This is a genomic window from Labilibaculum manganireducens (genome assembly GCF_963665805.2).
In the GTDB taxonomy this organism is placed as follows: domain Bacteria; phylum Bacteroidota; class Bacteroidia; order Bacteroidales; family Marinifilaceae; genus Labilibaculum; species Labilibaculum manganireducens.
Genome location: NZ_CAXXEE010000003.1, coordinates 651,578 through 677,413, shown reverse-complemented (window position 1 = coordinate 677,413; position 25,836 = coordinate 651,578). Strand labels below are relative to the sequence as shown.

Sequence of the window (25,836 nt, the reverse complement as noted above, 5' to 3'; positions counted from 1 at the left end):
TAGATTTAAACTTTGAAAAGGTTTTTATTATTTAAACAATCGTTTTAAACATTTTTTTTACAAACTCCCGTGTGCGAAAACGAAACTTATTTGATACAATATCGATGAAGAAATTTTTAGACAAAGATTTTATTCTTGAGACCGATACAGCGAAAAAACTGTATCATGAATTTGCAGCCGATCTTCCAATTATCGACTATCACTGCCATATTTCCCCAAAAGAAATAGCGGATGATAAGCAATTTGAAAACATGACTCAGATATGGTTATATGGTGACCACTACAAGTGGAGAGCTATGAGAACCAACGGTATAAAAGAAGAAGGTGTCACCGGAGAATCTTCCTCTGACAGAGAGAAATTCGAAAATTGGGCTTGTACTGTTCCTTATACATTGCGCAACCCTCTTTACCACTGGACACATTTGGAGCTAAAAAAACCATTTGGCATTGAAAAAATATTAAGTCCTGATACATCAGAGGAAATCTGGAACGAGTGCAATAAAAAATTGAATACTCCTGAGTTTTCATGCAGAAGCTTAATTCGCAAAGCCAATGTTGAAGTTATCGGTACAACCGACGATCCTGCCGATTCGTTGGAATATCATAAAGCAATTAAAGATTCCGGATTTGAAACCAAAGTGGTTCCATCATGGAGACCAGATAAAGCAATGGCTGTTGATGATGCATCAGAATACAACGCATACATCAACAAACTGGCAATTGCTTCCGAAATGGAAATCAACACATTTGAAGATTTACTTTCGGCACTTCAAAAAAGACATGATTTCTTTGCTGAAATGGGTTGTAAGGCTTCCGATCATGGTTTAGAGCAATTTTTTGCCGCTGAATATACAAATGATGAAGCCACTGAAATCTTTGCAAAAATCCATAAAGGTGAAGAATTAATCGAGTCAGACGTTTTGAAATTCAAATCAGCAATGTTGTATGAATTTGCTGTTTTGGATCATTCAAAAGGATGGGTTCAGCAATTCCATATTGGTGCTATTCGTAACAATAACACCGGAATGTTCAACAAATTAGGTGCCGATACCGGATTCGATTCAATTGCGGACAAATTGGTAGCTGAAGACATGTCAAAATTCCTAAATCGATTGGCAACGGAAGAGAAATTAACCAAAACCATTCTTTACAATCTAAACCCTGCGCATAACGAAGTTTATGCAACCATGTTGGGGAATTTTCAGGATGGTGAGATCGCTGGTAAAATTCAATGGGGATCAGGATGGTGGTTTTTGGATCAGAAAGATGGCATGGAGAAACAAATGAATGCACTTTCTAATCTTGGACTTTTAAGTCGCTTTGTTGGAATGCTAACTGACTCCAGATCATTCTTAAGCTACAGCCGTCACGAATATTTCCGCAGAATTCTTTGTAACCTAATTGGTAACGATGTTGAAAAGGGATTAATTCCGTACAACGAAGAATTGTTGAAAGAAATAGTGCAGGGAATCTGTTACTATAATGCTAAAAACTATTTCAATTTTTAATCTTACTCAAACAAAATAATAAAGATGAATAAAGTAGTTACTTTCGGTGAAATCATGCTAAGACTTGCAACACCTGGTTATGCTAGATTTTCTCAAGTTGATAATTTTAACGCTACTTATGGCGGAGGAGAAGCTAATGTTGCCGTTTCTTTGGCAAATTATGGCATTGAGGTTGATTTTGTAAGCCGTCTTCCAAAGAATGATATTGGCCACGCTTGTATGATGGATTTAAGAAAATACGGCGTTGGTGTTGACAACATCGTTTGGGGTGGAGATCGTTTGGGAATTTATTTTTTGGAAACTGGAGCTGTTAGCCGAGGCAGTAAAGTGGTTTACGACAGAGCTAATTCTGCTGCTGCTGAACTTGAAATCGGAATGATTGACTGGGAAAAAGTTTTTGAAGGTGCATCATGGTTTCATTGGACCGGTATTACTCCGGCCATTTCACAAGGTGCTGCTGACGTTTGCTTACAAGCTATTAAAGAAGCCAACAAAAGAGGTATTACCGTTTCAACTGATTTAAACTACAGAAAAAATCTTTGGAAATACGGCAAAACTGCAAACGAAGTGATGCCTGAATTAGTTGCCGGCTGCGACGTAATATTAGGAAACGAAGAAGATGCTGAAAAAGTTTTAGGAATCAAACCAGAAGGTGTTGATGTTACCGGCGGACATGTTGAAGCAGGAGCTTACTTATCTGTTTCTCAACAAATCATGAAACAATTTCCCCGTTGTAAAAAAGTAATTACCACTTTACGCGGATCTATCAGCGCAAACCACAATTCGTGGACAGGTGTTTTATATGATGGAACAGAATTGTACAAAGCAAATAATACGTACCAAATAACACACATCGTTGATCGTGTTGGTGGCGGTGATTCATTTATGGGAGGCTTAATTTACGGATTAATTACATGGCCAAAAGATGATCAGAAAGCTCTAAATTTTGCGGTTGCAGCATCTTGTTTGAAACATACAATCTATGGCGATTACAATCAAGTTACTGTTGACGAAGTGGTGAAGTTAATGGAAGGTGATGCATCCGGACGGGTTGCCAGATAAATTATGAGTTATGAATTATAAATGAAGAATACTTCAGACATATAATTCCTAATTCTCAATTCATAATTAATAAAAAAAAATGGCTCAATATTCAAGAATAGAAGTTGCTTTAAAAATGAAAGAAGTGGGAATGATTCCTGTATTCTTTCATTCAGATATAGAAGTTTGTAAAGAGATTGTTAAAGCATGCTACAAAGGTGGTGCCCGCGTATTTGAATTCGTTAACCGCGGCGATTTTGCACATGAAGTTTTCGCAGAACTAATTAAATGGACTGCTAAAGAATGTCCGGAAATGATTTTAGGCGTCGGGTCTATTATTGACGCCGGTACAACTTCATTATACATCCAGTTGGGTGCAAATTTTATTGTTTCTCCAATCTTAAATGCGGAAATGGCTAAAGTTTGTAACCGTCGGAAAATAGCCTGGTCACCGGGTTGTGGATCATTAACAGAAATTTCATACGCTGAAGAATTAGGTGCTGAGGTTGTGAAAATATTTCCAGGAGAACAAGTGGGTGGTCCTGAGTTTGTAAAAGCCGTAAAAGGGCCTTTCTCATGGTCTTCAATTATGCCTACCGGCGGCGTAAAACCAGAAAAAGAGAACCTAACGAAATGGTTTGATGCTGGTGTACATTGTGTAGGAATGGGATCTCAGCTGATGGTGAAAAATTCAGATGGATCATTCAATTACGAAGCAATTGAAGCTGCAACTGCAAATGCTGTCTCTATCATCAAAGAAATCAGAAAATAAACCAAAATGGAAACCAATTTAAGAAATAAAGTAGCCGTTGTTACCGGTGCCGGAGGAGTAATTTGCTCTACTATGGCTAAATCATTGGCTGCAATGGGTGTAAAAACGGCATTGATTGATATTAATGCTGATGCTGTTGAAAAATTAGCTCAGGAAATTGAAACCAAATACAATGTTTCTTCAATTGGGGTTGCAGCAAGCGTACTTGATAAAGAATCACTGCAGGAAGCAAAGAGGATAATCAATAATAAGCTGGGGAGTGTAGATTATCTTATCAATGGAGCCGGAGGGAATTCACCTCTGGCTACATCTGGTGTAGATCAAATGGTAGATTCTGATCTTGAAAATCTGGAAGAAACTTTCTTTGGAATGAAAATGGAGGGTTTTGATAGAGTTTTTGATTTGAACTTTAAAGGAACGATTCTTCCAACGATGGTGTTTGCCATGGATATGATTGAGAAAAAAGGAGGTTCAATAGTAAATGTATCTTCGATGAACTCTTACCGTCCTCTGACCAGAATTGCAGCTTATTCGGCAGCAAAAGCTTCTGTGAACAATTTTACGCAATGGTTAGCAGTTCATTTTTCAAAAATGGGAGTACGTGTAAATGCAATAGCTCCTGGATTTTTGCTGACAAATCAGAATCGTTTTTTGCTAACCGATGAATCAACAGGTGAGCCAACTGCACGAGGCGTAAAAATTATTAACAATACACCAATGGAACGTTACGGTACTCCTGAAGAATTGCAGGGTACCCTACTATATCTGCTATCGGACTGGTCGGCATTTGTAACAGGAATTGTGATTCCTGTTGATGGAGGATTTAGTGCGTATAGCGGAGTTTAACAGGCTTTTTAGTTTTAATTATATATTATAGTTAGGTTAGCGTGTTTATGTGACAAAACGGAACAAGAATTCAATCACCTCTTGTCCGTTTTGTCCATTAACTATAAAACAAACAACATGTCATTAGAACAAACATGGAGATGGTACGGTCCAAACGATCCAATCTCACTTCAGGAAATAAGACAAACCGGAGCAACCGGTATTGTATCGGCTCTTCATCAAATTCCAAACGGAGAAGTCTGGCCCATTGACGAAATCAAAAAAAGAACATCCGAAATTGAAGCTGCCGGACTAACTTGGTCGGTGGTTGAGAGTGTGCCAGTTCATGAGGATATAAAAAAACAAACCGGCAATTACAAAGTATACATAGAAAATTACAAGCAGAGCATCAAAAACTTAGGTGAATGTGGTATTGAAACCATTTGCTACAATTTTATGCCTGTTTTGGATTGGTCAAGAACCGATTTGGAATTCAACTTTGCTGATGGATCGAATGCACTAAAATTCGACATGGTGACTTTTGCCGCCTTTGATATTTATATTTTAAAGCGTCAAAATGCGGATGAAGATTATTCTGTTGAAATGGTAACCCGTGCCAAGGAAAAGTTTGACAGCATGTCGGAAGCCGAAATCGAAAAAATTACCCGAAATGTAATCGCAGGTCTCCCTGGTGCCGAAGAATCATATACTTTGGAAAGTTTCCAAAGAGTATTGGATGGCTACAAAGAAATTGATGCATCCAAATTGAAAAAACATCTGCATGAGTTTTTGCAGGAAATCATTCCTGTTGCCGAACAAGCAGGTGTAAGAATGGCCATTCACCCGGATGATCCGCCACGTGCTTTGCTTGGCTTACCTAGAGTTGTAAGCACCATCGAAGACGCTCTGGAATTAACTAAAGTAGTTGACTCGGTTTCAAATGGAATTACATTGTGTACAGGATCGTTTGGTGCTGGTCATTTTAATGATCTGCCGGAAATGACAAAGATATTAGCTCCCCGAATCAATTTTGTTCATCTTAGAAATGTGACCAGAGACGAGGAAGGAAACTTCTTCGAAAACTACTTGTTTGATGGAGATATTGATATTCCGGCTGTAATGAAAGCTTTACTGATAGAAGAAAAAGAACGTAAAGAATCAGGCCGAAAAGACTGGCAAATTCCGATGCGCCCCGATCATGGCAATAAAATGCTGGATGATCTTCCAAAGAAGACAAACCCAGGATATTCTTTGTACGGCAGAATGAAAGGATTGGCAGAATTACGAGGTCTTGAATTAGGAATAAGCAAAAATTTATAAAGTTTGTCTTTAAAAAATAAAATTATTAATCTCTAACGATAAATAAATGACTGCAATACAGATAAAAGGAAATATGACTAAGTACAGGTGGCAAATCTGTTCATTACTATTCTTTGCAACGACAATTAATTACATGGATCGGCAAGTACTCTCGCTGACATGGAAAGATTTTATAGCCCCGGAATTTCACTGGACCAATAACGACTATGGTAATATCACCGCTTTGTTCTCTGTTTTTTATGCCGTAGGCCTTTTAGTTGCAGGCCGGTTCATTGATTGGCTGGACACAAAAAGAGGTTTTATTTGGGCTATTGGTATTTGGTCAGTAGGAGCTGTATTACATGCTTTTTGTGGTATTGCCACATCGGGTATTGTTAGCGGCGAATGGTTTCTTGATTTTGAAAATGCAAAAGAAGCCATAAAACAGGTGAGCAACGTCTCTAAAATTATTAATGTTAGTGTAGTTCTTTTCGTCTTTGCACGATTTGTTCTTGCCATTGGTGAGGCTGGAAACTTTCCGGCTGCAATTAAAACAACAGCAGAATATTTCCCTAAAAAAGACAGGGCTTATGCAACTAGTATTTTTAATGCCGGAGCAACAATAGGAGCATTGGCTGCTCCAATAACAATTCCGGTAATTGCTTCTCATTTTGGATGGGAAATGGCATTTATTATTATAGGGGCTTTAGGATTTGTTTGGATATTCTTTTGGAAGTTCATGTACAAAAAACCTCACGAACACAGTAAAGTAAACCCTGCCGAGTTAGCATATATTAATCAGGACGACAGTAGTGATGATGACAAAACTACGGCAAACGAAAGTCTGAAAATATCATTTGTTGATACTTTTAAATACAAACAAACCTGGTCGTTTATTATTGGTAAATTCATGACTGATGGTGTTTGGTGGTTCTTTTTATTCTGGACTCCAGCCTACTTAAGTGATGTTTACGGTTTAACTTCCAACAGCACAACAGCACAATTATTACTGTTTGTTTTATATGCTATCACATTGTTGTCTATTATTGGCGGATGGCTCCCAACTTATTTTGTTGATAAAAAAGGAATGGATCCATATGCCGGACGAATGAAATCGATGCTTATTTTTGCATTCTTCCCTCTTTTGGCTTTATTAGCTCAACCCTTAGGTACTTATTCTTATTGGTTTCCTGTTATTATCATTGGTATCGCCGGAGCTGCACATCAGGCATGGTCTGCAAATATCTTCTCTACTACAGGTGATATGTTTCCCCGTTCATCAATAGCAACCATTACCGGAATTGGAGGAATGGCCGGAGGTTTAGGTTCATTCTGTATCAATAAAGGTTCTGGAGTTCTTTTCGACTTTGCAGCAAACACCAATATGAAGTTTATGGGCTTTGAAGGAATCAGAGCAGGTTATTTCATCATTTTTTCAATTTGTGCGGTTGCTTATTTAATTGGTTGGGCCATTATGAAATCTTTGGTTCCTCATTACAAGCCAATAACAGAATAACCGCAATTCAATAAACCCCTCAATACTTTACCCTTAGGATTCTAAATTTTTTATGAGTAAATGTATTACTTTTGTTTCATAATTGTAGTTAGAGTTTGTTAATTTCAGGAAGGATAAATTCCTTCCTGATTTTTTTATTTACTAGAAATGACCAAAGCGAAGATTCGAATAAAAGACATAGCTGAACAGGCAGGTGTTTCTGTTGGTACGGTAGATCGTGTACTCCACAATCGAGGAGAAGTTGCGGAAGAAACCAAGAATAAAATTCTGGAAATCGCAAAAGTAAATAACTATCAACCTAACCTTATTGCCAGAGCACTTACTTCTAAAAAGCAATGTGTTTTTGCATCTTTGTTGCCAAGCCCAACCGAGGAAGATATATTTTGGAAAAGACCATTAAATGGCATTACTGAAGCCGCCTTGGAATTAGAACAATTTCAAGTAAAAGTTAAAAATTTCTTTTTCGAACATTACAATGAACAAGATTTCATTAAACAAGCCGAAGCAGTTTTAGAGCTTAATCCTTCGGGGGTTGTATTCTCTCCTATTTTCTCAAAAGAAAGTCTTGATTTCACCGAAAAACTTGATCAAAAAGGAATTCCATATGTTTTTATCGAATCAAAATTATCAAAAAGCAACTATTTAGCTTATGTTGGCAGTGATGGTTTTCACGGCGGAAGAGTTGCCGCTAATTTAATAGACTTTGGCATTCCCGAAAATGGAGATATTTTAATTATTAATCTGGCTAAAAATCTGGAAAATGTTCATCACTTAAATCAAAGAACACAAGGATTTTTAAGCTATTTTATGGATAAAGGAAAAAATCAAGGTCTGAAAATAAGCATTGAAATTCCTAAATCTGATACTGAAATTATTAAAGAAAAATTAGATTCTGTAATCAAGAAAAACAAGAACATAAAAGCCATTTTTATAACAGGATCCAAGGTTTATAAGATAGCAAGATATCTGATTAGCAACGAGCTCAGTGATATTATTCTTGTAGGTTTTGATCCTATCGAACAAAACATCAAATATCTAAATCACGGAACTATTGATTTCTTAATTGGTCAGCATCCCCACCAACAAGGATTTAAAGCCGTAAAAAAATTATTCGAATATGTTCTTTTGAATCACGATATTCCAAAAGATGAGTATCTTCCTGTTGATATTATCAATCGGGAATGTATTAAATTATATGAGGCTTAGTTTTCAATACTCTTTTTCCAAATTGTAATTCTCAATAAAAAGAATAAGAGGGTGTCCGAAAAGTTCAATTTTATTGTCATTCTGATCCCGATGAATCGGGACGAAGAATCTTTATGTTTGAATAACAGATGTTTCGGCTTCGCTCAACATGACATTTCCAAGGGAAACTTTACTTTTCGGACATCCTCTTAAAATAATTCTTTGCCACTTGGTTTAAACTTCAAATATTCAATTGCCATTTCCAGGCAGAAAGAAGCGTTTCGTCAAGAGTGCTCTCTGCTTTCCATCCCAATTCCTCATTTGCAAAAGACGTATCGGCATATATTTTTTCGATATCACCTGCCCGACGAGCCACAATTTTATGAGGAACTCTCTCTCCCGTTGCTCTTTCAAATGATTTAATAATCTCAAGAACAGAAACGCCGTTTCCTGTACCAACATTAAAATACTCGTAGTTTTCCTTATTTCTGTTATTCAATAATCTTTCAATGGCAACAACATGAGCCTTGGCCAAATCCACCACATGAATATAATCCCGAATTGCTGAACCGTCGGCAGTGTTATAATCATCACCAAACACACTCAACTCCGGGCGGATACCAGCCACAGTTTGTGTAAGGAAAGGAATCAAATTATTTGGCACACCTAAAGGCAACTCCCCAATTTTTGCCGTAGCATGTGCACCAATCGGGTTAAAATATCGAAGTGCAATCCCTTTAAGCGATGGACATGCTTTAATTGTATCACGAATGATATCCTCACAAATAGTTTTGGTATTTCCGTATGGAGATTCTGCTTCTTTTCTTGGAGTTTGCTCAGTTACCGGCAAACGATCAGGTTGTCCGTATACTGTACACGAAGATGAGAATACAAGATTGGATACATTAAATTCCATCATCGACTCCATGATATTCATCAAAGAGTTCAGATTATTGTTGTAGTACATCAATGGTTTTTCAACCGATTCACCAACAGCCTTCGATGCCGCAAAATGAATAATGGCTACTATATCCGAATATTTCTGAAAGAAATCCTTTACTTTTTGTCTGTCGGTTAAATCAAACTGCTCGAATTTTGGACGAATGCCGGATATCTCTTTAATTTTATCCAATACTTCTACTTTCGAATTCGAAAGATTATCTACAATCACCACATCGTAACCACTGTTTTGCAACTCAACAACAGTATGTGAACCTATAAAGCCAGTTCCTCCGGTTACCAGAATTTGTTTGTTCATTTAATATAATTTAGTATCAAAAACAAATTTACATTAGTTGCTTTGCAAAAACAACAATAGTGAAGTCTAATAATCAATAAAAACACAACTTCACTATTGCTTAAATTAACTGTGTAACTTTCTTAATGAACGTTCAACTGTCCTTTAGAATTCGCTTTAATTAAATTCCGAACCTCGGTTGTTCCTGCACCTGTTAAGGTGAGGTCGATAGGAGCATTGGTTTCCCATGCACCACGAGTAAAATCAGGAACTTCAATTGAATTGGATTTGTTTGCAATAGACCATTCACTTAATGGCGTAATACAACTCCAGGCCGCAGCATCATAAACATCCATATCCACAGGAAGTCCGTTTCGCAAACAATCAATCAAACGCCAATCCATTACAAAATCCATACCTCCGTGACCGCCAACCTGCTTGGCCATCTCTCCTACTTTTCGAATCAACTCAGGGGTGTATTTTTCTTCCAGCTCTTTCATCTTCGCTTCATCAGCAACATTATGTCCAAAGGCAATGTGCTGCAAAGGCCACTTCTGTGCAAAACACTTCGTTCCACTCAACAGGTGAATACGTGAATAAGGACGAGGCGAACTAATGTCATGCTGAATCATAATGGTGCGCCCTTTGTTGGTACGAATCAATTGCAAATCCATATTTCCACGCATATCCCATCCAACAAACTGCTCGAAAAACGGATCTTCTTTGGCTTTTTCTTCAATTCGGCGTTTCAAGGTAAAATCATCCGACATCATAGCAGTCAGATATTCCATCTTATCACCACGGTTGATATTCATTGACTGACAAATCGGCCCCAAACCATGGGTGGGATACACATTCGCTTTTCGCTTGTTCTCGTGCATCCGCCACATTTTGGTGTAAGCACCGTCAGTCATTTGATTGTCTTTAGGCTTGTTAAAATGCCAATAATCCAAATCGTGTATGTAAGCTCCTTCTCCATGAACCAAATCACCAAACACTCCCTGACGTGCCATATTCAGAGTCAGCATTTCGAAGAAATCGTAACAGCAGTTTTCCAGAATAACACAGTGCTTGCGGGTTCGCTCCGATGTTTCAACCATTTGCCAGCACTCATCCAGAGTTTTTGCCGTTGAAACTTCGACTGCCGCATGTTTGTCGCCCTCCATGGCTGCAATTGCAACAGGTACGTGCCATTCCCACGGAGTGGCAATATAAACCAAATCGACCAACCCACTTTCGCACAATTCCTTAAACCCAAGATCTCCGCCCACAAACTCTTTTGCTTTAGGAAGACCTGCATCGGCAAGTATTTTTTGTCCACCGTCAACAGCCGCCTGTCTGATATCGCATAAAGCGGCAATTTCTACACCTTCAATAAAAGTCATGCGCTTTACTGCTCCCGAACCACGATCACCAATACCTACGAATCCTACCCGCACAGTATCCAATTTTGGTGCAGCGTAACCACACATATTAAAATTCATCTTTGGATTCTTTCCCACCAATTCTTTGATGTGTGGAAATTTACTTTCATCTTTTGTGCCACTGCATGCTGCAAGAGGCGCAGCTGCTAAAACACCAGCTCCTAAAGCCAAATTCCCTAGGAATGCTCTTCTGTTTGTTGCCATAATATATTTTTATTCGATTGATTTTCTGCTACAGCCCTTCTTCCTCAATTTTTACTATTTACCTACGATGAAATTAATTTGGTATTATATAGAATTCTTCCTCAAAAGCAATCTTCAGCTCTTGCATTGAAAAATCATTTTTCTCAAACTGATCAGCACATCCGATTCAATAAAAAACAAAATTGAAACCTATTTATAATTCATTTTTTATTGCACAAGACCTTGATATGAATACCAATATTTCCAAAGTCAAAAATGATAAACATCCTTTATTTATAAGTGGATATTTTAAGCTAATTGGCAGACATTTTCCTAAAAACACATTACGGTAAAACCGCAACCTCCTGAATTGTATTGTTTTTCAATTTCGGAGCACAATAATATACTCCAAAAACAAAAGGATACAAGTTTTAAAAAATTAAAAAATGGGTTTCATTTCAACCAGAATGCACCACGGGATTTGAATGCACCAGTTAAAGAATCGGTCTTACAAAGAGTCTCTCGAAATATAGCAGGAAAATTTAATCGAAGATGATATTCGTTAGCAACAGTAATTAATTGCTTGCTCTTATGTGGGGAATGCCCTGTAACGGTGAGTATAAGGATAATAGCAGATTATGAAACGCTAACCTTTCATTTAAAATCGATTGTAAATAAAAAAAACGGCTTTGATTAATCACCAAAGCCGCTATTATTTTTATGCAATATTATGTGTAGCCTTTTATCTTTCTCCTACCCAATGAGGATAAATCGGTGTTTGTTCCGAAATTTTGTTGAGTAGTTTTATATGTTCATCGGATAAATTCCAATCGACAGATTCAATGTTCCATAACAATTGATTTTCGTTTCTTGCTCCGACTATTATATTAGAAACACTTTTGTTTTGAAGCAACCAATTGATAGCAATTTGTGGTATTGATTTTCCGATTTCGTTGCTGATTTTTTCCAAAACGTCCACAGCATTAAGTAAAAAATCATCATCAACTGGTGGTGCTCCAATATCTCCTCCAGACTTTATTCTACCGCCTTTTATTTCCATTCCCCTTTTTATTTTCCCTGTTAATCTCCCCCAACCGAGTGGACTCCAAACCATCAATCCCATATTTTGGTCTTCTAAAAGTGGCATTAATTCCTGCTCGTAGTCTCGACCAATTAGCGAATAATAGCCTTGATAAACAACATATTTTTCTAAGTTTAGCTTCTCTGAAATGGAAAGCGATTTCATCAATTGCCAAGCAGAAAAATTTGAACAGCCAATATATCTAACTTTTCCACTTTTTACCATATCATCTAGAGTTCTTAATGTTTCTTCAATAGGTGTGTTTTTGTCGAAACCATGCATTAAAAATAAGTCGACATAATCTGTATTCAGTCGTTTTAAGCTTTCTTCAAGTGCATTCATCAAGTGGTATCGAGACGAGCCTTTTTCGTTGGGATGTTCTCCCATTTGAAAAGTAGCTTTGGTAGAAATGATTGTTTTATCTCTTTTACCTTTCAATGCTTTGCCTAAAACAATTTCTGAATCACCAATTGAATAGACATTGGCTGTGTCAAAAAAGTTGATTCCCCTTTCAATACAAATGTCAATAAGTCTAGTAGCTTCTTTTGCGTCTGTTTGTCCCCAACGCTGAAAAAATTCGTTAGTTCCTCCAAAGGTACCTGTTCCAAGGCTTAATACTGGTACTTTCAATCCTGAATTTCCTAAATTTCTGTATTCCATATTATATGTTTTATGTTAAAATAATTTTTCTCTTTTTATACTATTAATTGCCATTATAATAGCGAGTACTGAAAATATAGCACTCATTAAGGTAATTGACAATAGACCCAACGATTTTGAAATAAGCATACCGCCAATAGACGAACCTAATGCAATTCCTACATTGAATGCTGAAATATTCAAGACCGAAGAAACATCCCCTGTTCCTGCCAAGTATTTTTCTGAAAGCTGTATTACATACAATTGCATTCCGGGAACGGTTGAAAAACCGATAAAACCCATTATTGCAATCAAAATAAGTGTGGGTATTTTATACGGTAACAAGGCGAACATTAACCCAAATGTTACAAACATTATTGCAAATAAAATAATGAGCGTTTTGGCAGGTTTTTTATTGGAGAACTTGCCACCTAGGAGGTTTCCAAATGCAACAGCAATTCCATAAAGTAGTAATATTAAAGTGATTTGATTTTCTGTAAACCCAGATATTTTTTCCAATAATGGCGATAGGTAGGTAAATGTGTCAAAAAGTGCAGCAAACGAAAATGTGGTCAAAGAAAAACCTAAAAGCATTGATTTGTTCGTCAAAACCTTGAACTGGTCCTTAAGACGAATAGCTTCACCTTTCTTTATAGTGTTTGGTAACCAAAGTTGATTAGCCAATAAGCAAATAAAACCTACCACGGCAATACCACCAAAGGTATAACGCCACCCAAATTGTTGCCCTATATAAGTGCCAAGCGGTACACCAGTTACCATAGCAACTGTTAACCCTGTAAACATAATGGATATTGCTGTAGCTCTTTTTTCTTCTGAAACCATACTACTGGCAATATTTGCACCGATGCCAACAAACACTCCGTGAGCACCCCCTGATAATACTCTTGCAATAATCAAAAGAGTAAAATTGAACGAAATAGAAGCTAAACCATTACTGAGAACAAAAAATAATACTATTGTAAGCAGTAATTTTTTGCGATTTACTTTATTGGTAAAAGCGGTAACAATTGGCCCACCAATTGCTACACCTATGGCGTAGGAAGTTACCAACCAACCTACTGAAGATATACTGGTTAAAAATTCTTTTGCGATGGTGGGCAACAAGCCAATCATAACAACTTCTGTTGTCCCAATAGCAAAAACACTTACAGTCAAAGCCCAAATTGCAATAGGTAACCGACTCTTTTTTGTAACTAATGTATGTTTCATATAACAAAGCTCTGAAAAGCATACTTTGCTGAACAGGACATTTGTCAAAAAAATGGTGTGAGGTTTGTCACATTTTAAGCTTTAATTTTTGACAACCGACTTAAAGTTTCTCTTGTAACACCAAGATAAGAAGCTATCATTGCTTTAGGAACTCTCTGGATTAGACCTGGATATAAAGTAAGAAGATTGTGATAACGGTCATTTGCATTGCTGCTCAAAAAACACAGAATGCGCTTTTGTAAAGCAATGTATCCGTTCGTTGTTTTTTTAAGAAAAAAAGTTTGCATTTTCGGCAATTCCCTACTCAACTTCTCTTTGCTCTCTAAAGACAAAGAAAGTGTTTCTGTGTTTTCAAGGCAATCTACGATGAGTGTTGATTTCGTTTTGTTGTGGAAAGCTTCTGCATCTGTTATCCACCAATTTTCCATTCCAAACTGTAGAATATGCTCTTTGCCGTCAAAATCCAATTTTGTAACACGCATTAATCCTTTAACTACAAAGAAGTCAAACTGTGCATAGTCTCCTTCGTGAAGAATAATTTGGTGCTTTTTAAATGACTTTTTTCGAAAATGCTGTAGCACAAAGTCAAATTCATTATCGGTTAGCTTTATAATTTCTTCTATTTGTTGCCTTAAAGGATGCTTGTTCATTTATTTCAGGTGTTTTTTTTGAGTTACACATAACGGTCTTGCGTCGAGTAGGCAAAGGGAGTTTGACTTCGTCGATTTTCAATTCACCCTAAGCCTCTCACAGAACCGTACGTGATAGTCTCCCATCATACGGCTCTTGTCGTATATAAATCGAGTTACAAGTTAAATAGAAAAATTCAATTTCCAGTGAATAAAACAAATAGGGAAACTGTTTCTTTATTCTCTTAAGCCACGCATAAGCGCGACAAATACTATTCTTGTAACGTTTGTACTTTCGTCGCATAACATACTTTGCGACTTTTGACAGAATATTACCACTTCCCGACACCTCTTCAGTGGTTCACTTTCATTCATCTCTTCTATTAATACCTGCTTGGTATAGATTTTACTCACGAAAATTATCACGGGTGTTCGTGATTGCTTCGCAATTCCTAAACGCTCAATACCATGGCTCTTTACCAAAGCACCTTTAGGTGGTTTAGTTCGTAAATTGTTTATTTCAAAAGCACTCATGATTTACGCTTCGCTTCAATTGATGCCCTCTCCTGTAAAACGACATCGGTGGGTCAAGCTTACAACTGCTTTCCACCATCTCAAATAAAGCATGCTGCACGGTTTTATGCCGATGTGCAGCCTCTTGGCACACTACGTACAGTGGAGTAAAAGCCTCTCCCTGCTAGTGATTACTAGCGGGGCGGGCTATTCGATTGTATGCTGGTGTTCCTTCATTGCTTATTAATTTATTATTTAGAACTCTTTGTTTTTTCTATCAATCCGCACCGAAGTTGCTTACGGAGCACGAATTTATTTTGTTTTTTGAGCGTAGGCAAACCCTAATGCCCTGTGGACAAATCGGGACGGCTTTCAAGCTCTTTGACAAAGCGTTGGTTGAGCATTGGCTCGAGGAGCTTTGGCAATGTGCTTGTAAATTGGGCTGGTTTTGAGAATCATTTTTGAGCCAATTGAGCCAATTATGAGCCAATCAATTTATATGATGTTCCTGCTCCAACTTCGCCTGACTTTTGTGTTTCGGACATTTATCGGACATTCAGCCATTTTATCGGACATTTATCAGACCTTTAGTTTATAATATGTACCTTTTCTTTCTCCAACCTTTATTAAGATTTCTAGTTCAATTAGTTTTTCGAAATCTCTAAAAGCTGTTTTTTCTGTTAACCCAAATATTCCTCTATAGATGCTATTTGTAATCTTTCCATTTTCTTTGGTATAGATAACTGCTTCCACTTGTCTTTCATTCAATCCTTTTTCTAAAAGATATTTCTTTGAAAAAATATTCTTTAAAATTGTCACACTAATTCCACCAGAGGAATATTCTATAATTGGTTCAGGTAAACCTGCCTTTTTACATTCATTGATAATTTTGATTGTTCCTCGTCCCCAAGCTTCAATTAACCCACCTTTAAAGAATGCACTCGCTAAGAACGGATTATGAGGTCGAGATGAATGCTTCTTTTTTAAATCCTCAAATGTCAAATCTTCTGGCAATGAACCCTCATTCCAAACAATCAATTTATCATTGTAAACGCTTATTTGAATTGGCGCACCCATATAATCTCGGTGCACAATCGCATTCAAAATAACCTCTCGAATTGCTTCATAAGGATATTCCCAACTTTCTACACGTTGTAGTCCTTTATATGAAATCGGGGAAACAAAAAACTTCCTATCAAGAATTTCTAAAGTTTTGTCTGCCAATTGAAAAGCGTTTCCTTCAATTACCTCCTGAAAACGTAAATCATCATCTGTTTGTCCAAATCGTCCAATTTTCACGAATGCATTTATGAAAAAACGACACGGATTCTTTCCGAACAAAAGAATTGCTGAACGTTTTAAATTTCCATCTTCCAATAATAGCAGATTATCTAGAATTTGCTCAATATCTTCTTCATCAGCAATAAACGGTAACCTTTTGCTTGTAGTTGCCCCTTTTTTGAAAGCCTCAATTGCCAATGTGTCAATATCATCAAATTTAGCCCGTGGTTCAACAACAGCATCCCAAGTTTTACCAGCTTTCTTTAAAAGAAGTTTATTAAGTGCATTTCCTTTAAGTTCTTGTTTTGTACTTCCACTTCTGTAATGATATTTACCCTGATATGAAATTAAAACATCGTATGGTTTTACATCAATTTCGATGTAATCTTTTCCATCTTCATCTTTCAAATCAACATCACAAATAATTCCTAGCTGCGTTTGAATTTTATTTGGAATATCTTCCATCAATCTTTTCGCTTTTGCAACACCTACAATAACACTATTGTCATTTTTGCCAAAGGGGTTTACACGCATTCGTCATTACGGCATACTTTCTAGTTCGCTAAAACAAGAAATACTGCCCATTTTGAACGAGAAATTGGGCTCGATTACTATTTGCCTAGAACAAAAAAGTAAACATCGAATTTGTCCAACTTGTAAAAAAGGAGAACTCATCACTATCCGGTATTTTGATAATCGAGGCCCTCCGAAAAACATCAAAGCTCTTGATACATCAATTATTCAGGCTATTGTAAAAATAAAGTCTTAACAAAAGGCTACTGCCATAGCTATGTGCCATTGTCAACTATTCTAAATCTAAAACACAAAAAAAGCTGTAGACGGATCTACAACTTTCTATTATTCTTTGAAATTACTGCATTTAAAAATCTTTCCATATTAAATTCCCTTTCTAAAAAGGTTTTCACTTACACCATTCCCCATAAGAGTCAGAATTCTGTCATCGGTTACGTCAACCCACCGTTCATGCTGGGCAGTTCCTGCCACACGAACGCTTAGTTGTTACAAAATGTTTTCTTTTATAATGTAGCTATAGGTTTACGGTATGTTTATAATCACTAGAGATTGTAATTTAAACTCTGTCTGTTAATGCTTTCACTGCATTTCAATTAACTAATAATACTTTTCTAACTATTAAATACTATTGGCTGCCTGCGCCAATAAAATTCTGAATATCTGTAAAAAGATTCATTAACACATAGATGAGAAATAAATATTTTGTTTTCGTTTCTTTCCCAAACTGATAAATCTAAGTCTAATAGCATTTTTTTATCTATGGATAGATTATAGGTTGTACTATCTTTTTTTTCTGATATTTCAACTTTTTCTTTATACCTGTCGAATATAACTTTAAACCGTTCTTTATTTTCAGTAGGCACTATTACTTTACCACATGGATATTTTAAAGTGAATCTGTAACTTAAGTCTTCGTAAGAATTATTTAATATAGATATGGTATAATCCTCAGAATCAATTCTAGTTATCATGATTAGATCAAGATTGTCTTCTCGACTATTTAGATTTAAAAATACTTCTTCTAATATATCTGGTTCTGTTTGAAAAATTTTACGTTGCTTATACCATTTTTCATCAAGATGTTTGTAATCTTTTGTTCGAATACAGGCATGTCTAAAAATTCTGGATCCAGATCTTCTTTCCCAAACCGTAATATCCTCTTCTAATATAATATGTTTAGTTAAAACAACAGTTTCAAAAATACTATTATCACTATAATATTTTTTAGAAGGATAAGTTTTAAATAATTGCAAAAAAACTTTCTCCTGTTCAGCTGCTACAATAGCACCTGAGGATTCTATATCATGGTCATTAGAGGGCCAACTAAGTCGACCATTGTGTATATATATAAAGTTTTCTTTATTTTCAATGTTAACGCCTTGGGTAGAGGCTTTGTCTTTATGGTAATCTGGATAATAAATTCTGCGTACTAGTTGCAAGTTATGCTCGTCCTCATATAATTCTAATATTATTGTTTCCTCTTTCATATGTATTGAATTTCTTAATTTCTAGGCCTTTATCTGATGCAGATTCGAACGATTCTAACTTATTTAAATTGACAAGGATGATGTTTGTTTTAAATGTTTTGTAACGGTTGGCGGTATGAAAAGTTGCCGATTGCGTGCAATTTCCTGTCAAGTTACACAAGAGTTGAAGCGGGCTACAACCCTTAAATAACCTACTGTCCCGGCAATTTTTTATACCGCGTGTTGGCAACTGGGCTTTGTTCATCTGTCTTTTATCCAATTCCATTTACACCAAAATCATATAGTGTCTTTTTAGTCAAGTTCAGCTTAATCGACCAATAATAACTGCAACCGTCCAAAACATATTTTTCTTCGGTTTTCCATTTTGTATCGTCAGGTTCTTTGTAAAATATTCTGTCAATGAATCCATAAAATCCTTTTTTATCCCAAAAGCAATTGATGAATATTATTTTATCTCCGTTTGTGTCAATGTATCCGAAATACTGTCTTATATATTTTCCAAGTTTTCTATCAATCACTGGACAATTGTCAAACTGATTAGGTCTATTTACATTAATTAATTTAATTCCTTTCCTTAACACTATTTCGGCGGAATCAATATCAGTCTGTGTTGGAGTGAATTTATTATCCGAACTATTCATTAATCCAATATAGTCTTTTGAAAAAATCACTCCTTCATACCTGTTTTTCTTGATATATGTGTTTTCATAATTCAAATTTCCAATCTTGCCGATACAAGTCTCAGACCTATATACAGAACAAGAGTCAAATATCAAAAATCCCAAAGTCAAAATCGTTATTATTTTTATCTGCTGTGTCATTGTCGTTTTTTAGCCTTGTTGCCAACGTTTAGTATAAGAATAGTAGCCGATTGCGTGGCACCTTCCTGTCAGGTTACAAGAAAGTTGAAGCGGGCTACAACCCTTGAATTTACTACTATATCGGCTATTATTTTTATACATGGGCTGGCTTTATTCTGTTATAAATTCATTTGTTAGTTCATCCAAATAAGTCAACCTCATATTTAATGATTTCACAAAGTCAATTTCGGAATCTTTTGGCTTTGAACTAATAACAATTTCCAAATTTGCATTTTTTTGATTGAAATATTGATATTCTAATAATTGTCCAACCGCAATACGAATAGCATATTTACTGTCCATATTCTGAGTAGGTTTAATTTCACAATAATACAATTTAGTCCCATGCTTATATTGCACATCAATGAAGTCTTTGTTTTCCTCGTAGCTGATGCCCTTTTTAGAAAGGTGTTTTACAAAAAGTGCTTGCAATTTTGCGTGTAAAGGTTCAATATTTCGTTGTCCTTTCACCCAATAAGAAAATGATTTCGTTGTCGGAGCATTGGCTCCACTTCCAGAGTATTTCTTTCTTAATTTTGCATTTGAACTAACTTTTGCCGTATCGGCTAACCAATCAGTATCAAATTCGCCAGAAGTTAACCAATCAATTATTTCTGCTTTATCTGATAAATACTTTGATAATGTCTGCAAAATTTGTTGTGGCAATACTCGTTGATAACTACCATGCATAGAAATCAGTTTTTCTTTATCCGAAAAATCATGCGGATTAAGCAAAATAGGTTTTTCAAACCAATAATAATTTTCAATTGGACATTTCCATTGAACCCATGTATAATTCTTTTGCCAATGCTTAAGGAAATTTTCTTTATCGTTGTCGAAAGCAATTCTAACTGAATCTTGTTGCCATACTTGATTATAGTTATCAAAAGTATTTAGTTCAGTCGCTATTAATTTTCTTTCCTCATCCTCGTTATGATATACATTCGTTGCAATACCTACAGCATATTGATTTTTATCAAATGAGGCAATCATTACTATACATAAGTTACCATCACTTGAATATTCCAGTAATTTAGGTTTACTCTCTGTATGAAAGACTTTGTAATTTCGCCAAATCCATTTATTATCATTATTCCACTCTTCATGTCCATAACCATAATCTTTTGAAAATCCACCAGCACTTATAAATCCAGATGGACCTTTGTAATTGTTTGTATTCCACATTATAGGTTTTAACACACAGGTCTTTGTGTTTTGAACATTAGTTTCTGGAATCTCCGTTTCTACAGATGTATAAATGGGCAACATTTTATCGAAAGTATTGAGGATTACCCCATAGTCATGTTTACCCTCCTCAACTAATTTGCCGAAAAAGATAAAAGTCCCAATTTGGATGAGGTCAGAACTTATTTTTCTAAAATCAAATATCTCACTCCTTTCTCCATTTTGCCAATACCACATTTTGTAATCCGAAAAAAGTTCAGGTTTTTCCTCATACAAAGCATTAAGTTTTTTAATTTTTGGTTTTAAAAGATTAATATCTGGTAATGTTTGGCTTGGTTCTAGTGAAAATGCTAATCCATATCGAAATCCTTCATCCTCAAATCCGATATTAAATTGAAGTTCAGTCCTTCCACCATAGTGGAAAGCCCAAGTGTCAGTCATAGTTTTTGAGTCGTCCACAAAAATATTGCTGTTGGCTTTTTTCTTTAATCCTTTTAAATCCTTGCGAATATCTTGAAGAGTGCCAAACTCGTAATCTTTTGACATTTGATTAATCTGATTTGCAATATCTCTTAAACTATCACTCATTTTAGATTCTTTTATCGTTTGATGTTAGCACGATGCTCTTTTTAGCTTGCCCATAAACTCCTAAATAAAGCAATGGGCTTTATTTCGTTTATATTTTTTTAAAAAGTGTATTTACCGACCCATATAGGGCAGTAATGTACACATATTATGATGAATCACTAAAAATGTCATTAATCGGATTCTTAATTAAACTAATATTTTGAGTAGAAACATGAGTGTAAATTTCAGCTCATTTACATGCTCTTGTTAAAGGTTTACTAAATTATAAAATGAATATTGTTTAGCAAAGCAGAATCAAATTAAATAAGCAGGAAATAAGCTGAGCTTTTTGCCTTATCATGCAAAATAAAAAAAACACCCCAAGCTCTCGCTCGGGGTATTTCCTTTTCTTCAGTTGTATGCAGTAATTAAAAAAAATGATTCCAGTTGCTTGAATTGGTATTGCTATCGGCATTCTTTATATGTCTATTGCTAATTTTATGTGTCTATTGTGATAATTACTATTCCTATTGGAATAAATTACATTCTATTGCTTGGCAATTCTAATCTATTGGCAAAAATTAACTCCTATTGGTAAAAAAGTGCTCCTATTGGTAAACAAGTCAACTATTGTAGTGGTTTTGGCATTTTTTCACTTGCTTTTGCCTCAGTGTATTTCTTGTAAACCTTTCTTTGATACTCACTCGAATACCTCTTTTGTTTCTCTTTGTCGTTCCAGAAGGCGTACTTGCCATAAGCACGAATTTCGTCGACCAATTGTTTCAGGTAGGTGCAGGCTCTGTCGCGCATCAGCTTTTCCGGTCGGTTTTTGCTGTTTTTTACGCCGTCAATCTTGTTCAACAGGTCGAAAAGCTCGCGCGCCAGCTGTTGGGAGCGGTCAGTTTTGGTGGTATCAAATAGAATTGCTTTAAAGGTTCAGGATATTGTCTGGCAAAAGCAGAGATGCATCGTAACATAGCTGTGCTTTACTTTTTTGCCTCGATACAGCTAAAAATTAATTCATTTTAAGTAAAGTCTGTTTTGAAATTAAACTGGTAAAAAAGGCCGACTCAAATTTAAATTTTGGACGGCCTCTTACTACAATTTCAACTTATTCTGCGATAAAAGCCGCAATTTCTGCCATAGCAGCATTATCGGTTCCATCATGAGATACTTTAGCAATAAACTTAAAATACCGGAATGTTTTTGCTGTGTTTAGTTCGATAGTTTGCTGGTTCGTCGCCTTTTCCAGGACAAAATCTCCCAGGCTTTCCCAAGATGCATTGTCATCACTTATTTGTATTTCCAAATCCTGAACCGTTCTGGACAGATTCTGTCTTTGTGTAAAACTAAAACCATTTACAGTATTGGCTTGTCCCATATCAACGGTAATATGATGAGGAGCTGCTGCAGTGCAACCCGACCAGCACGAATGCCAGTAAGTATTTTCGTCTCCATCAAGCACATCGGCAGCACGACCTGTATCTCCTTCGCCTCCTTGATCTTCCTGTGTGCTGAAATCTACTATTGTCCATCCTGTTCTGTCCATTAAGGTTTGAGTTGAAATGGAGGGGATTTCTAATTTAGAAAAGTCAATAGCTGGTGCTGTTCCATTAGCTGTTCTCGTAAACGATGTGTTGGGTGTTTCATTATCACTAAAAAAGCCACAATTTCTCAGGTAAAAATGATCCCCTTCTTTTCCGCCATCATAATCCAATCGTGCGCCGTTACTTCCGGTAGCATCTGTTGTAAATGTTGCCTTAGTCATTTCACTCCAGCTTCCCTGAGTATCATAAACCCATTGGTTGGTGTAATCCACTTGTCTGGTTTCATCACCCATTGTGGTATTGAAATTCTCTAAAAACGAATGCAGGCGGGTTAGATGTTTGCCAGTAGAAAATGGTCTTCTAAAACTGGCTATCAACTTCCATTCGCCAACTTCAGGTGCATAAAAATAAGCCGTATAATCAATCGAATTATCAACATTGGATTCACCTTTCAATAGAAATTTGTAGGTGGTTCCCGGTTTCCAGTCATAAACTAAATAACTCTGAGCTCCAGAGCCTTCACCACCAAACTCTCCTACGGTTACGCCTGCCCCATATCCCAGAGGCTGCACTGTATACTCTGCCGGAATCTGATTTGGATCCTGCGTGTCGAATGCACTCCATACAGAAAATAACACCCGTCTTTCGGTTGCTGAATTGACTTGCATTCCAAAATAGCCGGATGAAAAACCATTCGCCATAAAATAAGATCCTATTGGATCTTTTCCAACAGGAACAGTAACTTCGTTGTAAAACCAGGTGATCTCTTTATTGTCCGGTGCCTGATAACCTAAATGAACGGAAGGACCTCTTCTCCCCCAGTAGAACCATTCTGCATCCACATAAGTTATGTCAGAACTCCACGACGAATCCCCTAATAAGATATCTGAAATATCACCAAAAGAACTTCCACCATTGCTTACGCCTTCCAGTTCAATAAATTGATAGCCTGTTTGATGAACAGTAAAGGTGCCCACATTATAATCTTTATAGGCATTTCCTTTTTCAAAGGTAAGCTCCTGCATTTCATCTCCAAGAGTTATTTTTAGTGTGCTGGATACGGCTAATTTGGCACGAATACCAACTTGAATCGTTCCAGTTGTTTTTGCATAAAAATAGGTGCGGATTTTATCGCTTGAATTCGTCCAATTTTTAATACCTCCTGTTACAACAATATTTTCGGTAGCTGCAGGATCCCCAACAACCCAACTATTTCCTTCACAAGGAACTGATATTGACAAATCATAAGTTATAGATTTACCTTTTTTTAAATCTGAATCTTCTTTTGTCGCTTTTTCCTTGTCGCAAGAATAGAGAAATAACAAAACCGGTATAAAAATTAGTAAACTTAATTTGGTAATTTTCATGTATTTATAATTTTAAGTTTTTGCCATATAGCCTGTCCCGAACTTGTTTCGGGAGAACTTACCATGCCTGGATAATCATCTCCCTGTGTGTCAAAATTACTTTGGCATGAACGTTTCATACAAAAAGACTTGGCAAAAGTCTTTTTGTATGAAATGTTTTTTCTGAATTAAGGATTTTGTTCCAAATTAGGCTGTGCTAAAATCTGAGCTTCCGGAATATAGTCAACAACACGAGGGCTTGTTGCCGGAACTGTTAATAAAGGATTAGCACCTCTATCGTGTGTACCCGGGTATCTACGATCTAAAGTTAAGCCATTCCTGAAGATATCGTAACGGCGGTGAGCTTCGAAAGCAAGTTCTATGCGTCGTTCCTCAAGCACTATTTCAAGAAGAGTTCTACCCGCAGGAACTGCAGAGTAAGTATCAATATTTGCACGTTCTCTGATAATGTTAATATCATCTAATGCCCCTGATGTGTCACCTTCTTTAGCGCGTGCTTCGGCACGATTCAAATACATTTCTGCCAGACGCGAAATAACCGGCGAAAACAATTGTGGTTGTCCTTCCTGATTCGAACATTTTATCACGAAATATTTAGGGTATCCCTGTCTTACAGGCATTTTCTTTGTCAGTTTCACATAGGTTTTTCCACTGATATTCTCCCCTTCAGTGATAAAATACACTGTGTTGCCATTTACAAGTTCGGTTGAGACAGTTTTTGTACCATTGTAATCATATTCCCAATTGCCGCCATTATTAGTCACAGCATACATTTTGAACATTTTTGAACCCGCCGGAGATGATTTGTCGTAAGAATAGGTGATCTCATAATCGTCTCCATCTACATACTGAGGATCAATGAATTTATGTCTTCTATCCGAAGGGTTTTTATCCAGCAAATTCCTGTATGGCTCGGAAGCATACATTTCGCCCCAGCCTACCCCGTCAATTGTTGCATACATACCACCAAAAGCATACCAACCGTAGTCATCTTCGTCTTTTAATGCTCTGCATGCAAATATAATTTCCGAATTTTCTTCCGGTACCATTGTTGGGAAAGTTTCATAATCAGAGCCTTCCAGTAATGTGAAATTTTTTGAGTCGATAACTTTGGTCGCATACTCCGCTGCTTTTGCATTATCTTCCATATATAAATACACCCTGGACAATAAAGCGTTGGCAGCCTGTTCCGATGCATATATGTTATATTCTGAATCAATTCTTTTAAATTCACTCATCAATTCTGCACCTTTTAACAAATCACTTAAAATCAGATCGTAAACCTCCTTAACAGTAGCGCGGGGAGGTAAATTATCTGCATCTGGTTCAGCATCTAAAATAATTGGAACACCCAGATTCGAACTTGGGTTTTGAGCATAAGGCCGTCCCCAAATATTTACCAAATTAAAATAAAAGAATGCACGCAGGTAATACATTTCACCAATAACATGATTCAAACGGGGCGTACCTGCCTGCGCTTTGTCAATTACCTTATTCGCATTCACAATCCCTTTATAACATCCCGACCACAAGCTGTTTAGGTGGCCGTTCGTTGGAGTGTGCTGATAATTGTACATATAAAATAAGGCGTCGGTGGTGGAACCGCTTAATGCAATGTTGTCGCCTCCAAATTCACCATGAAAGTGATAAGGGCGCATAAACTCATTCTTTTTCAATAAGGCATAAGTCCCTAAAGCTGCGGCTTCGATACCTAATTCGTCGGCAAATACTTTATCATCCGATAAATCCTGAAACGGTTCTCTGGCGATATCACAAGCACTAAAAGAAAGCGCTAAAAGAATCGCAATAAAAGAATATATATTTTTCATTTTCATGTGTTTATAATTGTAAGTTTTTGCCACATAGCCTGTCCCGAACTTGTTTCGGGAGAACTCGCCAATTTAGTCATCCTCCTTTGTGTGAGTC

At 36.5% G+C, this 25,836-nt stretch carries 20 protein-coding genes and 1 pseudogene; 8 read left to right on the top strand and 13 right to left on the bottom strand.

Features of this window, described 5'->3' with window-relative positions; genetic code table 11:
* Nucleotides 1–104: 104 nt before the first annotated feature.
* From uxaC to ACHZAX_RS02745, 7 genes are all read left to right on the top strand, one after another.
* Nucleotides 105–1,508 (top strand): glucuronate isomerase, encoded by a 1,404-nt coding sequence (gene uxaC / locus ACHZAX_RS02775; RefSeq protein WP_320017931.1) that lies wholly within the window; start codon nucleotides 105–107, stop codon nucleotides 1,506–1,508.
* Between the two features lie 24 nt (nucleotides 1,509–1,532).
* Nucleotides 1,533–2,570: a sugar kinase gene (locus tag ACHZAX_RS02770; RefSeq protein WP_101309836.1), complete on the top strand. Its 1,038-nt coding sequence runs from the start codon at nucleotides 1,533–1,535 to the stop codon at nucleotides 2,568–2,570.
* Nucleotides 2,571–2,649: 79 nt separating this feature from the next.
* Nucleotides 2,650–3,321, top strand: a complete 672-nt coding sequence (locus ACHZAX_RS02765) for a bifunctional 4-hydroxy-2-oxoglutarate aldolase/2-dehydro-3-deoxy-phosphogluconate aldolase (protein ID WP_101309835.1) — start codon at nucleotides 2,650–2,652, stop codon at nucleotides 3,319–3,321.
* A gap of 6 nt (nucleotides 3,322–3,327) precedes the next feature.
* A complete protein-coding gene (locus tag ACHZAX_RS02760) occupies nucleotides 3,328–4,167 on the top strand; it encodes an SDR family oxidoreductase (protein ID WP_320017930.1) in 840 nt (279 codons plus the stop codon).
* Nucleotides 4,168–4,284: 117 nt separating this feature from the next.
* Nucleotides 4,285–5,466, top strand: coding sequence for a mannonate dehydratase (gene uxuA, locus ACHZAX_RS02755; RefSeq protein ID WP_320017929.1), 1,182 nt, complete (start codon nucleotides 4,285–4,287; stop codon nucleotides 5,464–5,466).
* A gap of 46 nt (nucleotides 5,467–5,512) precedes the next feature.
* Nucleotides 5,513–6,961 carry an MFS transporter gene (locus ACHZAX_RS02750; protein ID WP_320017928.1) on the top strand — a complete coding sequence of 483 codons (1,449 nt, stop codon included), beginning with the start codon at nucleotides 5,513–5,515 and terminating at the stop codon, nucleotides 6,959–6,961.
* A gap of 147 nt (nucleotides 6,962–7,108) precedes the next feature.
* Complete coding sequence (locus tag ACHZAX_RS02745; protein WP_320017927.1) at nucleotides 7,109–8,167, top strand: LacI family DNA-binding transcriptional regulator; 1,059 nt, start codon at nucleotides 7,109–7,111, stop codon at nucleotides 8,165–8,167.
* Nucleotides 8,168–8,387: 220 nt separating this feature from the next.
* Here ACHZAX_RS02745 and galE read toward each other — a convergent pair whose 3' ends face one another.
* The 6 genes from galE to ACHZAX_RS02715 form a co-directional block, all read right to left on the bottom strand.
* Complete coding sequence (gene galE / locus ACHZAX_RS02740) at nucleotides 8,388–9,404, bottom strand: UDP-glucose 4-epimerase GalE (RefSeq protein ID WP_320017926.1); 1,017 nt, start codon at nucleotides 9,402–9,404, stop codon at nucleotides 8,388–8,390.
* A gap of 122 nt (nucleotides 9,405–9,526) precedes the next feature.
* Entirely contained in the window at nucleotides 9,527–11,011 is a 1,485-nt protein-coding gene (locus ACHZAX_RS02735; RefSeq protein ID WP_320017925.1) for a Gfo/Idh/MocA family protein, read from the bottom strand.
* Between the two features lie 721 nt (nucleotides 11,012–11,732).
* Nucleotides 11,733–12,731, bottom strand: a complete 999-nt coding sequence (locus ACHZAX_RS02730) for an aldo/keto reductase (RefSeq protein WP_320017924.1) — start codon at nucleotides 12,729–12,731, stop codon at nucleotides 11,733–11,735.
* 15 nt (nucleotides 12,732–12,746) lie between these two features.
* Nucleotides 12,747–13,940, bottom strand: coding sequence for an MFS transporter (locus tag ACHZAX_RS02725; protein WP_101309827.1), 1,194 nt, complete (start codon nucleotides 13,938–13,940; stop codon nucleotides 12,747–12,749).
* Between the two features lie 74 nt (nucleotides 13,941–14,014).
* Complete coding sequence (locus tag ACHZAX_RS02720) at nucleotides 14,015–14,590, bottom strand: Crp/Fnr family transcriptional regulator (protein ID WP_320017923.1); 576 nt, start codon at nucleotides 14,588–14,590, stop codon at nucleotides 14,015–14,017.
* Nucleotides 14,591–15,661: 1,071 nt separating this feature from the next.
* Entirely contained in the window at nucleotides 15,662–16,897 is a 1,236-nt protein-coding gene (locus ACHZAX_RS02715) for an ATP-binding protein (protein ID WP_320017922.1), read from the bottom strand.
* Between ACHZAX_RS02715 and ACHZAX_RS20825 the strand changes: the two are divergent.
* A pseudogene (locus tag ACHZAX_RS20825) lies at nucleotides 16,866–17,132 on the top strand (IS91 family transposase); the annotation flags it as partial. The gene ACHZAX_RS02715 and the pseudogene ACHZAX_RS20825 sit on opposite strands and share 32 nt — an antisense overlap.
* 376 nt (nucleotides 17,133–17,508) lie before the next feature.
* On the opposite strand, the gene ACHZAX_RS02710 reads toward ACHZAX_RS20825, so the two are convergent.
* The 7 genes from ACHZAX_RS02710 to ACHZAX_RS02680 all read right to left on the bottom strand — a co-directional run bounded on the left by ACHZAX_RS02710 (nucleotide 17,509) and on the right by ACHZAX_RS02680 (nucleotide 25,739).
* Complete coding sequence (locus ACHZAX_RS02710) at nucleotides 17,509–18,384, bottom strand: hypothetical protein (protein WP_320017921.1); 876 nt, start codon at nucleotides 18,382–18,384, stop codon at nucleotides 17,509–17,511.
* Between the two features lie 251 nt (nucleotides 18,385–18,635).
* A complete protein-coding gene (locus ACHZAX_RS02705; RefSeq protein WP_320017920.1) occupies nucleotides 18,636–19,100 on the bottom strand; it encodes a hypothetical protein in 465 nt (154 codons plus the stop codon).
* A gap of 255 nt (nucleotides 19,101–19,355) precedes the next feature.
* A complete protein-coding gene (locus tag ACHZAX_RS02700; protein WP_320017919.1) occupies nucleotides 19,356–21,017 on the bottom strand; it encodes a hypothetical protein in 1,662 nt (553 codons plus the stop codon).
* A 606-nt stretch (nucleotides 21,018–21,623) separates the two neighbouring features.
* Nucleotides 21,624–21,857, bottom strand: coding sequence for a hypothetical protein (locus tag ACHZAX_RS02695; RefSeq protein ID WP_320017918.1), 234 nt, complete (start codon nucleotides 21,855–21,857; stop codon nucleotides 21,624–21,626).
* A 250-nt stretch (nucleotides 21,858–22,107) separates the two neighbouring features.
* Nucleotides 22,108–23,910 (bottom strand): DUF3472 domain-containing protein, encoded by a 1,803-nt coding sequence (locus ACHZAX_RS02690; RefSeq protein WP_320017917.1) that lies wholly within the window; start codon nucleotides 23,908–23,910, stop codon nucleotides 22,108–22,110.
* Entirely contained in the window at nucleotides 23,907–24,029 is a 123-nt protein-coding gene (locus ACHZAX_RS02685) for a hypothetical protein (RefSeq protein ID WP_320017916.1), read from the bottom strand. Before ACHZAX_RS02685 ends, ACHZAX_RS02690 begins: the two co-directional genes overlap by 4 nt.
* A gap of 48 nt (nucleotides 24,030–24,077) precedes the next feature.
* A complete protein-coding gene (locus ACHZAX_RS02680) occupies nucleotides 24,078–25,739 on the bottom strand; it encodes a RagB/SusD family nutrient uptake outer membrane protein (protein WP_320017915.1) in 1,662 nt (553 codons plus the stop codon).
* Between the last annotated feature and the right edge of the window lie 97 nt (nucleotides 25,740–25,836).